General features: G+C 67.0%; 13 protein-coding genes and 2 tRNA genes. 5 read left to right on the top strand and 10 right to left on the bottom strand.

Translation table 11 applies throughout. The annotated features are described in order from the left end of the window. Nucleotides 1-96: 96 nt before the first annotated feature. The gene (locus M3667_RS03810; protein ID WP_251505154.1) at nt 97-669 is read left to right on the top strand and encodes a DNA helicase; all 573 of its coding nucleotides are present in this window, start codon (nt 97-99) and stop codon (nt 667-669) included. Further along, entirely contained in the window at nt 666-1,139 is a 474-nt protein-coding gene (locus M3667_RS03805) for a YbaK/EbsC family protein (RefSeq protein ID WP_251505151.1), read from the top strand. Before M3667_RS03810 ends, M3667_RS03805 begins: the two co-directional genes overlap by 4 nt. 3 nt (nt 1,140-1,142) lie before the next feature. Here M3667_RS03805 and M3667_RS03800 read toward each other — a convergent pair whose 3' ends face one another. The 10 genes from M3667_RS03800 to dnaA form a co-directional block, all read right to left on the bottom strand. Then, nucleotides 1,143-1,574, bottom strand: a complete 432-nt coding sequence (locus M3667_RS03800; RefSeq protein ID WP_251505148.1) for an NUDIX hydrolase — start codon at nt 1,572-1,574, stop codon at nt 1,143-1,145. A gap of 86 nt (nt 1,575-1,660) precedes the next feature. Next, nucleotides 1,661-1,733, bottom strand: a tRNA-Ala gene (locus M3667_RS03795). Nucleotides 1,734-1,746: 13 nt separating this feature from the next. Beyond that, a tRNA-Ile gene (locus M3667_RS03790) sits at nt 1,747-1,820 on the bottom strand. Between the two features lie 65 nt (nt 1,821-1,885). Continuing rightward, nucleotides 1,886-2,287: a DUF3566 domain-containing protein gene (locus M3667_RS03785; RefSeq protein ID WP_144830917.1), complete on the bottom strand. Its 402-nt coding sequence runs from the start codon at nt 2,285-2,287 to the stop codon at nt 1,886-1,888. Further along, the gene (gene gyrA / locus M3667_RS03780; RefSeq protein WP_251505145.1) at nt 2,284-4,914 is read right to left on the bottom strand and encodes a DNA gyrase subunit A; all 2,631 of its coding nucleotides are present in this window, start codon (nt 4,912-4,914) and stop codon (nt 2,284-2,286) included. The genes M3667_RS03785 and gyrA overlap by 4 nt, the downstream gene beginning before the upstream one ends. A 47-nt stretch (nt 4,915-4,961) precedes the next feature. After that, nucleotides 4,962-6,995: a DNA topoisomerase (ATP-hydrolyzing) subunit B gene (gene gyrB, locus M3667_RS03775; RefSeq protein ID WP_251505141.1), complete on the bottom strand. Its 2,034-nt coding sequence runs from the start codon at nt 6,993-6,995 to the stop codon at nt 4,962-4,964. A gap of 119 nt (nt 6,996-7,114) precedes the next feature. Further along, nucleotides 7,115-7,603, bottom strand: coding sequence for a DUF721 domain-containing protein (locus tag M3667_RS03770; protein ID WP_144830925.1), 489 nt, complete (start codon nt 7,601-7,603; stop codon nt 7,115-7,117). Further along, nucleotides 7,596-8,750: a DNA replication/repair protein RecF gene (gene recF / locus M3667_RS03765; RefSeq protein WP_251505137.1), complete on the bottom strand. Its 1,155-nt coding sequence runs from the start codon at nt 8,748-8,750 to the stop codon at nt 7,596-7,598. Before recF ends, M3667_RS03770 begins: the two co-directional genes overlap by 8 nt. A gap of 53 nt (nt 8,751-8,803) precedes the next feature. Beyond that, nucleotides 8,804-9,955, bottom strand: a complete 1,152-nt coding sequence (dnaN, locus tag M3667_RS03760; protein ID WP_251505133.1) for a DNA polymerase III subunit beta — start codon at nt 9,953-9,955, stop codon at nt 8,804-8,806. A 449-nt stretch (nt 9,956-10,404) separates the two neighbouring features. Next, nucleotides 10,405-11,841, bottom strand: coding sequence for a chromosomal replication initiator protein DnaA (dnaA, locus tag M3667_RS03755; RefSeq protein ID WP_251505130.1), 1,437 nt, complete (start codon nt 11,839-11,841; stop codon nt 10,405-10,407). A gap of 293 nt (nt 11,842-12,134) precedes the next feature. Here dnaA and rpmH point away from each other — a divergent pair, with 293 nt between their 5' ends. From rpmH to yidD, 3 genes are read left to right on the top strand one after another with little or no spacing between them, the layout of a single operon-like run. Then, the gene (rpmH, locus tag M3667_RS03750) at nt 12,135-12,272 is read left to right on the top strand and encodes a 50S ribosomal protein L34 (protein WP_013584598.1); all 138 of its coding nucleotides are present in this window, start codon (nt 12,135-12,137) and stop codon (nt 12,270-12,272) included. 8 nt (nt 12,273-12,280) lie between these two features. Next, on the top strand, nt 12,281-12,619 hold the full coding sequence (gene rnpA / locus M3667_RS03745) for a ribonuclease P protein component (protein ID WP_144830964.1): 339 nt from the start codon (nt 12,281-12,283) through the stop codon (nt 12,617-12,619). Continuing rightward, the gene (gene yidD / locus M3667_RS03740) at nt 12,616-12,972 is read left to right on the top strand and encodes a membrane protein insertion efficiency factor YidD (protein WP_154097008.1); all 357 of its coding nucleotides are present in this window, start codon (nt 12,616-12,618) and stop codon (nt 12,970-12,972) included. Before rnpA ends, yidD begins: the two co-directional genes overlap by 4 nt. Nucleotides 12,973-12,974: the final 2 nt, after the last annotated feature.

Raw genomic sequence — 12,974 nt, 5'->3', positions numbered from 1 at the left:
ACATTCTCTCAGAGTTATCTGCAAGGGTCGGCGGTGCCGGCGACCCGTTCTGGCAAGATGAACGAACGTACATCCCATCGACAGGGAGGATGAGCCGTGGGCCTCAGCCGCAAGAGCAAGAAGGAACTGCGCAAGCTCCAGAAGCACGCCGCCAAGGTGTGGGAGTCGCAGCAGGTGCTGCTGGGCGAGAGTGGGAAGGTCGCTCGCGAAGCCGGCCATCAGCTCGGTCGCTTCAGCCGTGAAGACCTCGTCCCCGCCGTGCAGGACGGCTACGGCAAGTACGCCGCTCCGTACGTGGACAAGACCGTCAAGGGCACGAACCGCTTCCTCAGCCACAAGGTCGTTCCCGCGGCCGGTGCTGTGGTCGGCGGAGCGATGTCGGTGTGGGACGCCGCGGGCGACACCCGTGACCGCATCGCCAAGGGCAAGGGCTTCGAGCTCGACACTCACAAGTACGCCAAGCGTGCCGAGAAGTACGGCAAGCAGGCGTCCAAGCGCCTCTCGAAGAAGCTTCCCTCGCAGCACGACGGCATTGGCGCCGGTGGCGTGATCGCCATCATCCTCGGTGTCGTGGCCGCCGCGGGCGTCGCGTACGCCGCGTGGCAGACGCTGCGCGCCGACGACGAGCTGTGGGTTGCCGACGACCCGCTGCGTGCGCCGGACGCGTGAGCGACCCCACCACCAGAGTCAGAGAGGCCGCGCGCGAGCGCGGCCTCTCTGTCGATGTGCGCGAGCGTCCCGCCACCTCGAGCCTCGATGAAGCCGCCGAGCTCCTCGGAATCCCTGCGGCGGCCATCGTCAAGACGCTCGTGGTGAAGCGCTCAGACGACACGTACCTCTTCGCCCTGGTGCCCGGTGATCGGGCCATCTCGTGGCCGAAGCTCCGCGCCGTCGTGGGGGTCAACAAACTCCGCCTCCCCGAGCCCGAGCTCGCCCTGGCGGCGACCGGCTACGAGCGCGGCACGATCGTGCCCATCGGCAGCACCACGGCATGGCCCGTGTACGCCGACGAGCGCATCGTCGGCACGCGCATCGCCATGGGTGCCGGCGCACACGGATACAGCCTGTTCGTCGATGCCGACGACCTGATCTCCGCGTACGGCGCGACCGTCGCCGACATCACGGTCGACCGCGCCTGACGATCAGGTGGGCAGTAGGCCCGCCATGCGCAGGGCCACGTCGACCAGCTGAACGCGACGGAGTTTGCGGGCCTCCGCGAGGGTGAACCACTCCGCTCGATCGGTCGAGCCGTCGGTCTCGAACCTCAGGCGACCACCGACGACGTGGGTTCGATAGACGATCCGCAGGGCGTGGAGCGGCCCGTCGGAATCGTGGGCCAACCGTGCCTCGGCCGGGATGACGCGGGAATGGATGCCGAGCAGCTCGTCGATCGCGACGCGGAACCCCGTCTCCTCGCGGACCTCCCGGCGCACGGCGTGAGCGGGATCCTCGCCGGGCTCGAGACCGCCTCCGGGAAGCGTCCACGCGGGCCGTCGGCCGTCGATCCAGTGCGCGAGCAGCACACGGCCGTCGGCGTCGGTCACGACGGCGTACGCGGCGACCCGCATGTCCATGACGTGACTCTAGCGAGCGCCGGGGCACGTGTGTCGCGGTGCAAAGACGAAAGCCGGCCCGAAGGCCGGCTTTCGTTTCGCGGTTGTGGAGCCTAGGAGATTCGAACTCCTGACATCCTGCTTGCAAAGCAGGCGCTCTACCAGCTGAGCTAAGGCCCCGCGAGGGAAGGGGTGGGGCTACCAGGACTTGAACCTGGGACCTCTTCATTATCAGTGAAGCGCTCTAACCGCCTGAGCTATAGCCCCGTCTCGCTGACGTGATGTCAACCTCGAAGACTTTACCGGACTCCCGAGGTTTTGACGAATCGGCGTCAGTTCGAGGTGAAGCCGACAAGCAGGCCGCCGGTCACCTTCACCGCGAGATTGTAGATGCCCGCCATGACCGCGCCGAGCACCGTCACCACGACCAGGTTGAGGATCGCCACGATCGCGGCGAACGCCATGACCTGGGGCAGACCGATGTACTGCGAGAGCGTCGCCCCGCCGTCGGTGAAGCTGGTGAAGAACTCATCGAGCTTCGACAGCAGCGTCGCCGAGACGACCAGGTAGATGAGGAAGTACGAGACCACCGTGACGATGGCCAGGGCGACCGCCACCAGGAACGACAGCTTCACCGCCGACCAGAAGTCGATGTAGACCAGGCGCAGACGCACCTGCTTCGCAGGGGTCTTGTGAGTCGACTTCTTGGCGAGCTTGTCGGCTACCGTGCTCATGCGTCAGTACTTTCCTCGGGGGTGTCGGAAGGGGAGGCGCTGGCCTCGTCCGCGGATGAAGCGGCGGGCTCAGTGGTCGTCTCCGTCGTCTCGGCGAGGTTCCGCTCGGCGTTGCGCGCGATCGCGATGATCTTGTCATCGCCTCCGGCGCGAGCGAAGACGACACCCATGGTGTCGCGTCCCTTGGCGGGCACCTCGGCCACGCTGGAGCGTACCACCTTGCCGCTGGCAAGAACCACAAGGACCTCGTCGCCCTCGGACACCATCATTCCGCCCGCGAGGACCCCGCGATCGTCGGTCAGACGGGCCACCTTGATGCCCAGACCACCGCGGTTCTGCATGCGGTATTCGGTGACGGCGGTGCGCTTGGCGTAGCCGCCTTCGGTCACCACGAAGACGAATTCGTCGTCCTTGGCGACGGAGGCCGAGAGCAGGCTGTCGCCCTCGCGGAAGTCCATCCCCTTCACGCCCGAGGTCGACCGACCCATGGGGCGCAGCGCGTTGTCGGTGGCGGAGAACCGCAGCGACATGCCGAGGCGGCTGATGAGGAGGATGTCGTCGCCCTCGTCGACGAGCATGGCGCTGACGAGTTCGTCGGCGCCGCCCTGCTCGGCGTCGTCGCCCTCGTCGGAGGTCTGACCGCGCAGCTTGATGGCGATGACGCCGCCCTGACGGTTGGTGTCGTACTCCTCGAGGCGGGTCTTCTTGACCAGACCGCCCCGCGTCGCGAGCACGAGGTAGGTCGCGACCTGGTAGTCGCGGATGTCGAGGATCTGCGCGATCTCCTCGTCGGGCTGGAGCGCCAGCAGGTTGGCGACGTGCTGACCCTTGGCGTCGCGCCCGGCCTCGGGCACCTCGTACGCCTTGGAGCGGTACACGCGCCCCTTGTTCGTGAAGAACAGCAGCCAGTGGTGCGTCGTGGTGACGAAGAAGTGCTCGACCACGTCGTCGGCGCGCAGCTGTGCGCCCTTCACGCCCTTGCCGCCGCGGTGCTGCGAGCGGTAGTTGTCGCTGCGCGTGCGCTTGATGTAGCCGTCGCGAGTGACGGTGACGACCATCTCCTCTTCGGCGATGAGGTCTTCGATCGAGACGTCGCCGTCGAACCCGTGGAGGATCTCGGTGCGACGGTCGTCGCCGAAGCGGTCGACGATCGCGGTGAGCTCGTCGCGGATGATGGTGCGCTGGCGGGCGGGCGTGGCGAGGATGTCGTTGTAGTCCGCGATGCGGGCCTCGAGCTCGGTCGCCTCGTCGACGATCTTCTGGCGCTCGAGGGCAGCGAGACGACGCAACTGCATGTCGAGGATCGCCTGGGCCTGGATGTCGTCGATGTCGAGGAGCTTCTGCAGACCCTCGTTGGCATCCTGAGCCGTCGGCGAGCGACGGATGAGCGCGATGACCTCGTCGAGCGCGTCGAGCGCCTTCAGGTAGCCGCGCAGGATGTGCATGCGCTCTTCGGCCTTGCGCAGGCGGTAGCGCGTGCGCCGGACGATGACCTCGACCTGGTGGTCGATCCACAGGCTGATGAAGCCGTCGAGCGAGAGCGTGCGCGGCACGCCGTCGACGATCGCCAGCATGTTGGCGCCGAAGTTCTCCTGCAGCTGCGTGTGCTTATACAGGTTGTTCAGCACGACCTTGGCGACCGCATCGCGCTTGAGCACGACGACCAGGCGCTGACCGGTACGGCCCGAGCTCTCGTCGCGGATGTCGGCGACACCGGTGATCTTGCCCTCGCGGGCGAGGTCGCCGATCTTGACCGCGACGTTGTCGGGGTTGACCTGGTACGGCAGCTCGGTGATCACGAGGCACGTGCGGCCCTGGATCTCCTCGATGTTGACCACCGCGCGCATCGTGATCGAGCCGCGACCGGTGCGGTAGGCGTCCTTGATGCCGCGCGTGCCCAGGATCTGGGCGCGCGTGGGGAAGTCGGGGCCGGGGATGCGCTCCATGAGCGCCTCGAGCAGCTCTTCGCGCGTGGCATCCGGGTTCTCGAGGGCCCACAGGGCACCACTCGAGACCTCGCGCAGGTTGTGCGGCGGGATGTTCGTCGCCATACCGACGGCGATACCGACCGAACCGTTGACCAGCAGGTTCGGGAAGCGCGCCGGCAGAACCGTGGGCTCCTGCGTCTGGCCGTCGTAGTTGTCCTCGAAGTCGACGGTCTCTTCTTCGATGTCGCGCACCATCTCGAGCGCGAGGGGGGCCATCTTGGTCTCGGTGTATCGCGGGGCGGCGGCGCCCTGGTTTCCGGGAGAGCCGAAGTTGCCCTGGCCGAGCGCCAGGGGGTAGCGCAGCGACCACGGCTGCACCAGACGCACGAGGGCGTCGTAGATCGGGGCGTCACCGTGCGGGTGGTAGTGCCCCATGACCTCGCCCACGACACGGGCGCACTTCGAGAACGACTTGTCGGGGCGGAAGCCGCCGTCGTACATGCCGTAGATCACACGGCGGTGCACCGGCTTGAGGCCGTCGCGCACGTCGGGCAGGGCGCGTCCGACGATGACGCTCATCGCGTAGTCGAGGTAGCTCCGCTGCATCTCGAGCTGCAGGTCGACCTGGTCGATCTTGCCGTGGTTGTGAGCGCCTTCTTCGCGCGCGTCGGCGGGCTCGGGAGTGGTGTCGTCAGCCATGTCTTCTCAGTTTCGTGAATACGTCGGAGCGAGATCTGTCGTGCGGATCAGATGTCGAGGAAGCGGACGTCTTTGGCGTTGCGCTGAATGAAGCTGCGTCGCGACTCGACGTCTTCTCCCATCAGCACCGAGAAGATCTCGTCTGCCGAGGCGGCGTCGTCGATGGTCACCTGCTTCAGCGTGCGGGTCTCGGGGTCCATCGTGGTCTCCCACAGCTCGTGGTCGTTCATCTCGCCGAGACCCTTGTAGCGCTGGATGCCGTTGTCTTTGGGGATGCGGCGTCCGGAGGCCTGACCGTCGACGAGCATCGCGTCGCGCTCGCGGTCGCTGTAGGCGTACTCGTGCGGGTGGTTCGACCACTTCAAGCGGTACAGCGGGGGCTGCGCGAGATAGACGAAGCCCGCCTCGATGAGACCGCGCATGTAGCGGAAGAGCAGGGTCAACAGGAGCGTGGTGATGTGCTGGCCGTCGACGTCGGCATCGGCCATGAGCACGATCTTGTGGTACCGCGCCTTGGCCATGTCGAAGTCTTCGCCGATGCCCGTGCCGAAGGCCTGGATCATCGCCTGGACCTCTTTGTTGCCCAGGGCGCGGTCGAGCCGCGCGCGCTCGACGTTGAGGATCTTGCCGCGCAGCGCCAGGATCGCCTGCGTGTGCGGGTCGCGCCCCTGCACGGCCGAGCCGCCGGCCGAGTCACCCTCGACGAGGAAGATCTCGCTGATCGAGGGGTCTTTCGAGGTGCAGTCTTTGAGCTTGTCAGGCATCGCAGCCGACTCGAAGACGCTCTTGCGACGCGCGGTCTCGCGCGCCTTGCGGGCGGCCAGACGAGCGGTCGCGGCGTCGATCGCCTTGCGGATGATGTTCTTCGCCTGCGCGGGATTGCGGTCGAACCAGTCGCCGAGCTTGTCGCCGACGACCTTCTGCACGTAGGCGCGGGCCTCGGTGTTGCCGAGCTTTGTCTTGGTCTGGCCCTCGAACTGGGGCTCCGACAGCTTGACCGAGATGACGGCGGTGAGACCCTCGCGGATGTCGTCGCCGGTCAGGTTGTCGTCTTTCTCTTTAAGCAGGTTGTTCGCCCGCGCGTAGCGGTTGACGAGCGTCGTCAACGCGGCGCGGAAGCCCTCTTCGTGCGTGCCGCCCTCGTGCGTGTTGATGGTGTTGGCGTAGGTGAAGACGTTCTCGGTGTACGCCGTCGTCCACTGCATCGCCAGCTCGAGGGCGATCTTGCGCTCGGTGTCTTCGGACTCGACCTCGATGATCTCGTCGTTGACCACGTCGGCCTTGCGCACGCGGTTGAGGTGCTCGACGTAGTCGACGAGACCGCGCTCGTAGAGGAACGTGTCGTGGCGGGCGTCGGTGACCTCTTCGCCGGGATCGCCTTCGGTGATCACCGACTGCGGACGCTCGTCGCGCAGGCTGATGCGCAGCCCCTTGTTGAGGAACGCCATCTGCTGGAAGCGCGTACGCAGCGTGTCGTAGTCGAAGTCGACGGTGTCGAAGATCGTGGCATCCGGCCAGAACGTGATCGTCGTGCCGGTCGCGTCGCTCTCTTCTCCCTGCGCGAGGGGGGCGAGGGGCACGCCGCCGTCGCGGAACGACTGGCGCCACACGTGGCCCTGACGCTTGACCTCGACCTCGAGTCGCGTCGAGAGCGCGTTGACGACTGACGAGCCGACGCCGTGCAGACCGCCCGAGACCGCGTAGCCGCCGCCGCCGAACTTGCCGCCGGCGTGGAGGACGGTGAGTACGACCTCGACGGTCGACTTTCCCTCGGTGCGGTGCATGTCGACCGGGATGCCGCGGCCGTTGTCGACCACGCGCACGGCGCCGTCGCTGAGGATCGTCACCTCGATGGTGTCGCAGTAGCCGGCGAGGGCCTCGTCGACGGAGTTGTCGACGATCTCCTGCACGAGGTGGTGCAGGCCGCGCTCACCGGTGGAACCGATGTACATGCCGGGACGCTTGCGGACCGCCTCGAGACCTTCGAGCACCTGGATGGCGTCTGCCCCGTACTCGTTGGGAACCTTCTTGCTGATCGCTTCGGGTTCCTCGGAAACGCTGTCGGGGTTTTCGGACGTCATGGGTACGCGCGCTCCAGATCGATTCGTCGGAACCTCCATCCTATCGCGGAAGGGCCCTCGAAATGGCTTGTACGCCCCTACGCGGCGATAAATCGCGCCGAGCCGGGATCGACCATGGCTCAACCGTAGGTATCGCGCGGACCGCGGCCTGGAACGGCTCTGGGCCCCCATTTCCACGAGGGGACGTCGGGCCCTACGAAGCGGATCGCCTCGACGCCCGCCTCGGGGTACCGCCGGATGATCTCCGACAGGATGTGCGCGCGCATGAGCTGGAGCTGTTTCGCCCATGCGGTGGAGTCGGCCTGGACCGTGAGGGTGCCGTTGTCGAGCGCGACCGGGCGGGTGTGCGCGGCGGTGTCGGCACCGGCGACCTCGTCCCAGGTGCGCACGAGGTCTTCCCGCGAGAGCTGGGGCTCCCACCCGGCGGATTGCGTCAGTGCCGAGAGCACGTCGCCCAGGCCGCGGGGGTCGCGCCCGGGAGTGAAAGGAGCGTTCTCTCCGTCGTCGGATCGACGGCGCTTCTTCTTCTTGCGATAGGGAGACGGCTCGAGGCCGCGCAGGCGCAGGTAGGTCGCCATCGTCTCGGGGAGCTCCGCCTCGTCAGACATGACCCTGCTCCCGGATCTCGCCGGCCTCGACGCGCACGACGTGCGCACGCAGCGCATCGGGCACGTCTTCTTCGACCGCGGAGGTGACGATGACCTGCTCGTAACCGCCGGCCAGCTCGGCCAGGCGCGTGCGACGCCCCGCGTCGAGCTCGGCGAAGACGTCGTCGAGGATCAGCACGGGGTCGCCCAGGCGCGACTCGGCGCGCAGGAGTTCGGCGGATGCCAGTCGCAGCGACAGCGCGACCGACCAGGACTCTCCGTGTGAGGCGTACCCCTTCACCGGCAGACCCCGCACCTGCAGCACGAGGTCGTCGCGGTGCGGGCCGACGAGCGTGAGACCGCGCTCGAGCTCGGCGGAGCGACGGGCAGCGAGGGCGGCGCGAAACTGGTCGGCGAGAGGAGCCGACGACCCGCCCGCGTCGACGGCGTCGCCTTCTTCAGGGTCTCCGCCGCCCACCGACAGCGCCCACGACAGACGGGGGTCGTGATCGGCTCCGGCGATCGCCGCGTAGGCGCGGGCGAGAGGGGCGGAGAGATCGGATGCCAGCGCCAGACGCGCCTCGATCACCTCGGTGCCGAGCGAGACGAGCTTGTCGTCCCACACGTCGAGGGTGCTGAGGGCGTCACCGCGGATGCCGCGCGCTCTGGCCGACTTCAACAGAGCGCTGCGCTGACGGAGCACGCGGTCGTAGTCGGCGAGCACGGCCGACATGCGAGGAGACCGCTGGACGATCAGCTGATCGGCGAAACGGCGTCGCGCAGACGGGTCGCCGCGCACGATCTGCAGGTCTTCGGGGGCGAAGAGCACGACCTGGGCGTAGCGCGGCAGTTCGGTGGTGCGCACGTTGACCCCGTTGACGCGGGCCTTGTTCGCCCCTTGGCGGTTGAGCTGCAACTCAAGCAGCACGCTGCGCTCACCGTGGGCGAGGCGGGCGCGCACGATCGCGGCATCCGCCCCGTCACGCACCATCGGAGCGTCGTTCGACACGCGGTGCGAGCCCAGCGTGGCGAGATAGGCCACGGCCTCGACGAGATTCGTCTTTCCTTGACCATTTCGGCCGATGAAGACGTTCGCGCCGGGCGAGAGCGAGACATCGGCTTCCGCGTAATTGCGGAAGTCCTTCAGTCCGAGCTGCTCCACGATCACCGAGTCAGACTACCCGTCACCTCCGACACCGCCCGGGTCGTGGCGTCCGCGGCTCAGCGCAGCAGCAGGTTCGGCTGCAGCAGGTACTTGAACGAGCCCTCGCCGCCCTTGTCGACCGAGGTCTGCGGGGTGACCAGCACGGGGCTGAGCTTGTTCGCGTTGTCGCTCGAGGTGAAGGTGATGCGGGTGAACTCGCTGCGCACCGCTCCGAGCGACTCGAGCAGGTACTGCGGGTTGAGTCCGAGGGTCACCTCGTCGCCGACGAGCGTGGCGTCGACCGACTCGGTCGCACGCGCCTGCTCGGTGCCCGAGGCGTCCATCGACACCCCGTCGGGCCCGAAGGTGAAGCGCAGCGGCGCCGACCGGTCGAGCACGAGGGCGACGCGACGCACGGCCTCTTGGAGCTCGGCGGTGTTGACGACGCTGTGGTGTTCGGTCTGCGCGGGGAACAGGCGGCGTACGGGCGGGAAGTTGCCCTTGATCAGCAGCGAGGTCACCGTCTTGTTGCCCGACGAGAACGCGATGATCTCGCGGTCGCCCGAGCCCGAGAACGCGATCGAGATGTCGCCGCCGTGCGCGAAGGTCTTGCCGACTTCCTGCAGGGTGCGCGCCGGCACGAGGGCGGAGGTGGGCTCGTCGGATGCCGCGGCGCCGCCGTCCCAGGGGATCTCGCGCAGCGCGACGCGGTAACGGTCGGTGGCGACCAGGCTCAGACGCGTGCCGGTGACCTCGAGCTGCACGCCGGTGAGGACCGGGGTGACGTCGTCGCGCGATGCGGCGAACGCGACCTGCGCGATGGCCGTGGCGAACTCGTCTGCCGGCACGAGACCGGACTCGCCGGAGACCTCGGGGATGGCCGGGTATTCCTGCACGGGCATCGACGCCAGCGTGAACCGCGCGGAACCGCACGTCAGCAGGATGCCGCCGTCGTCGTCGACCGCGATCTGGATCGGGGCGTTCGGCAGGCGACTCGCGATGTCGCTGAGGAGGCGGCCGTGGACGAGGATCGTGCCGGGCTCGTCGACCGTGGCTTCGATCGTCGTGCGCGCGGATGCCTCGTAGTCGAAGGCCGCGAGGGTGAGCCCCTGCTCGCCGGCCTCGATGAGCACACCGGCCAGGATCGGCTGCGGATTGCGCTGAGGCAGGAGCTTGACCACGAACGAGACGGCTTCGCTGAACACATCGCGATTGACGTGGAACTTCACGGACGCTCCCTTGACGGCGGGTATGGCTTACCCATGCTAGTGCCCCACTCGCGTCGACCCATCGAGGCCCGACCGCACCACGAGGTCATCGAATGACCCTTAACGAAGAGATGGAGTCTTCATCTTGTTAACAGCTGTGGAGAGTGTGGATAACTCCCGACACGCGTGTTAACAGCAGGGATCGCGGCGGTTGTTAACTGTGGACGCGTTGCGGATCGCCTGTGCTGTTAACACGATCCCGGATGCCGGCTCCTGACGCTCGTCCACAACCTCTCGGCGCGTCCTACACATCTCATCCGCAGCAATCGGGAGTTATCCACAGGTTTTCCACACTGTGCAGAACCGTGTCGAAAAGTGCCCCCGCGCGGCGTTCAGGCCCGGAATCACGCGGGAAAACGCGAAAAGGGTCCGCCGCAGATGCGGACGGACCCTTCACGGGAGAGAGGCGCTCAGCGCATACGGCCGAGCTGGCTGGTGATCTCCGAGACCTGGTTGAAGATCGATCGACGCTCCTTCATGAGGTCGCTGATCTTCTTGTAGGCGTACATCACGGTGGTGTGATCGCGGTTGCCGAAGAGCTGGCCGATCTTGGGCAGCGACAGGCTCGTGCGTTCGCGGCACAGGTACATGGCGATCTGTCGAGCCGTCGCCACGGCCTGGGAACGGCTCGAGCCGTACAGGTCGTCGACCGACAGTTTGAAGTACTGCGCCGTGGCCGTGATGATGTCGGTCGGCGAGATGACGTTGGCGTCGTCCTGGTCGATGATGTCGCGCAACACGGTCTGAGCGAGCGACATGTCGAGCGTCGAGCGGTTCAGGCTCGCGAACGCCGAGACGCGGATGAGCGCACCCTCGAGCTCGCGGATGTTCGACGACACCACGGTGGCGATGTACTCGAGGACGTCATCGGGGATGAGCAGCCGTTCGCTCTGCGCCTTCTTGCGGAGGATCGCGATGCGCGTTTCGAGGTCGGGCGCCTGCACGTCGGTGATCAGGCCCCACTCGAAGCGACTGCGCATGCGGTCTTCAAAGCCCGTCAGCTGCTTCGGCGGCAGATCGCTCGTGATGACGACCTGCTTGTCGTGATCGTGCAGCGTGTTGAACGTGTGGAAGAAGGCTTCCTGCGTCTCGGCGCGACCCTGAAGGAACTGGATGTCGTCGATCAGCAGGATGTCGACGTCGCGGTATCGCGCCTGGAACGCCGAGCCGCGGTTGTTCGCGATCGAGTTGATGAAGTCGTTCGTGAACTCTTCGCTCGAGACGTATCGGACCCGGATGCCGGCGTACATGCTCGCGGCGTAGTCGCCGATCGCGTGGAGCAGGTGAGTCTTGCCCAGCCCCGAGTCGCCGTAGATGAAGAGGGGGTTGTACGCCTTCGCCGGCGCCTCGGCCACGGCGACGGCGGCCGCATGCGCGAAACGGTTGGACTGACCGATCACGAAGTTGTCGAAGGTGTACTTCGGGTTGAGCCGAGTGTCGTTGCGCGAGGCCGGGACGATCGGCTCGGGCGCCTGATCGATCACGGGGGAATGCCCGGCGGCGGGGGCCGTCGCGGACGCCCGTGTCTCGGCCGGCGCGGGTGACGAGGGGGAACTGCGGTGCGAGTCCCCGAGGTCGGGGTTCACCACGACGCGGAAGGTGCTGACCTCGGGATCGGTCCCCTGCACCTGCGCGAGGGCTTCGAGGATGGGCGCCCGCATGCGCTTGTTGAACTGCGCGGCCGTGAGGTCGTTCGGGACGTCGAGGTACAGGGTGCCGCCCATCACGCCTTGCGGCACGGCCAGATTGAGGAAGCCGTGGAGCTGCGGGGTCACTCGGTCGTCGGTGAGAAGATGGTCCAGCACGGTCGACCAGACAGGTACATCCGGGAGTTCGTGCAGAGACATGTCCCCTCCGGGATCTTGACGCGACGGGTGATCGACGTGTCGCGCCGAACCTGTGGATAACTTCCGGGGCCACGCTAGTTCGCGGCTCTCGCGGAGCAAAATCCACTGTAGAGGCCGGTCGCGTGTCTTTGCCACGGTTGTGGACAACGCTTGGGGATAATGGGCGGTCGGCCCTCGGTTTGAGTTAACGCCGCGCGCGACGTAGCCTTAGTCGGTTGACTTATGCCTATACGGCAGTCCCGACCCCGTCCCCGGCAGAAGAGCATCGGGCGACACCACCTCCGGAGTGACCCATGAGCAAGCGCACCTTCCAGCCCAACAACCGCCGCCGCGCCAAGAAGCACGGCTTCCGTGCCCGCATGCGTACGCGTGCCGGCCGCGGCATCCTCGCGGCCCGCCGCGCCAAGGGCCGTACCGAGCTCTCGGCCTGATAGACCCGGTGCTCGCGAAGCCGAACCGACTCACCCGCGGATCGGACTACAAAGCCACAGTCCGACGGGGCTCTCGGTGTGCCGGAGCGCACACCGTGACCTACGTCGGAACGTCGGCTGAGACCGATTCGCCCCGCTTCGGCTTCATCGTGAGCCGACAGGTCGGCTCCGCAGTCACCCGCAACACCATTCGCCGCCGCCTCAAAGCGGTGTGCGCCGAGGCGCTCCCGTCCATCCGCGGGGGCGCCTCGATCGTCATCCGAGCACTTCCGTCGGCCGCGACCGCTGATTACGCGACGCTCCGAGCCGACGTGGTGCGGTGTCTCGAACGAAAAGCATCGGCATGAGCGCTTCGACACTGCCGACCTCGGCGACCGGGGCGGCCCACCTGACCGCCGACGGGGTCGTGGCATCCATCCCCCTCCTCCCCCGTAACGCAGGGCTCGCCCTGCTCCATGCATATCGAGCGACGATCTCGCACGTCTACGGCGATGTGTGCAAGTACTACCCGTCCTGCTCCGCCTATTCGGTGGGCGCCGTGCAGCAGCACGGACTCGTGAAGGGCATCGCGTTCACCGCGGCCCGTCTCGCACGCTGTCATCCCTGGGCTCAGGGTGGCATCGACGACGTCCGTCCTCATCGGGCCTTCCGCCACGAACTCACTCGGCACGGTTTCGTCGTGCCCGCCCGAAAGGACTGATC

The organism is Microbacterium sp. P26 (genome assembly GCF_023712585.1).
GTDB lineage: Bacteria > Actinomycetota > Actinomycetes > Actinomycetales > Microbacteriaceae > Microbacterium > Microbacterium algihabitans_A.
This window is presented reverse-complemented; position numbering and strand designations above follow the sequence as displayed.